Below are 1404 nucleotides of genomic sequence, written 5' to 3' on the forward strand. Positions count from 1 at the left end.
CTGACCGAATAGAGTCCGAGCCGCATCAGATGCTCCCAATCCGTGGAGAGACTTTTCTGACGCGCCTCCTTCTGTTTGGCCGGACTCAATTGCTTGCGGGGCTGGGGCAACAGGTAGTTCGGTCTCGTATCGACCTCATGAGTGAATGTGATGGCGCCATGATTCCAGACATCCTCGACCGTTCGACGCCAGCGGTAGGTGATCCGGACGCTCAAGTTCGGCGAGAAAGTCCGCGGCCAGAAGATCTTGTCGTCGACGTAGAACAGCTCCCCGTTTTTGCGCTCGGTCTCCATCCGATCGCGCATGGCTTGAACTGCCCATTTCAGATCGGACGCTTCCTTGTGGACGTCGTAGGCCGTCTGCTCCCTCTTGCGGGCGGCCTTGGCCTTGCGATGCGCATCAAGCGACTTCTCGAAATAATGGAGCTTCTGGGCAATGAACGGACCGCAGCGCGATAGCGCCTGCCGCAGCTCCGTGGCGGTCTCATAGCGCACCGCCTTACGAACCAAGCCGTCGATCTCGGCCAAGTCGATGGCTGCCAACGCGTCCTGCACCTCGCGGGATAAATTGATCTCAGCCATGTTGGCAATTCCCTTCGATGTTCGCGTTCGCGTCTGCCCGAGGATTGGACAACAACCTTAGGCCCGGCAAGGGGCGCGCGAGACTGCACGGCTCGGCCGAAGGAGCAGGCGCCCCTCCGGCCGAGCCCTATGCAGACACAAGTCAGCCGTAGGATAGGCGGGTGTTGAGGTCTGCATAGGCGGGTAACTCGTTGGCGCCGCCACGCTGTTCGCGCAATTTCGCGACGCCGTCGGTGATTGCTTCGACGTCGACCTGGAACAGATGCGGCATGATATCTACGAGTTTGGGGAGTTCGAAGATCCGCCGTTGCTCCAGATGAAGTATGGCGTGGTCGCGTGCTCGGCCCTGGGCCCACACGGCCGTCGGGGGCGACTGGCCGAAGTGGAATTCGCTCGCGATGCCGTTGATCCATAACCAGGGATCAAGGCGTTCAACGGCTCCCTCCGCTATCCGCCACGTTGGGAGATAGTCGCGCGAGAAGATCACCTCAGAGCCGTCTCGCAAGGTCCAATAGCCATAGGGCAGCCACAGCCGTGACGGCACGAAATCTACGAGCGGCGTCCGGGGCGTTGCGACCTCGAAGTCAGCGCGCATACCCATGCCGGTGTCGAAAAGCAGATGAGTCGGCCGGCCAGGCTGACGAAGATAGGCCGGTGTGTTCGCCCCATGAGCCTTGTCTCTCACGACCGTTCCAGGCTTGCCCCGGCCGGGTGGCCCGAACACGCGCTGGCGCCAAATCGCGCAACGCAGGTTCAGCTGGTTGTCGATTGACCGGTCTTGGAGCAATCGAGCCTTGGAAACCGCATATTGAATATCCGGGTC

Annotated in this window: 2 protein-coding genes; both read right to left on the reverse strand. The window is 61.0% G+C overall.

All coding sequences use genetic code 11. From position 1 onward, the window contains the following. A partial coding sequence (locus RDU12_RS11865; protein ID WP_308684766.1) for a hypothetical protein occupies nucleotides 1-581 on the reverse strand: 581 nt, incomplete at its 3' end. A gap of 142 nt (nucleotides 582-723) precedes the next feature. Continuing rightward, a partial coding sequence (locus RDU12_RS11870) for a hypothetical protein (protein WP_308684767.1) occupies nucleotides 724-1404 on the reverse strand: 681 nt, incomplete at its 5' end.

The organism is Brevundimonas sp. (genome assembly GCF_031082345.1).
GTDB lineage: Bacteria > Pseudomonadota > Alphaproteobacteria > Caulobacterales > Caulobacteraceae > Brevundimonas.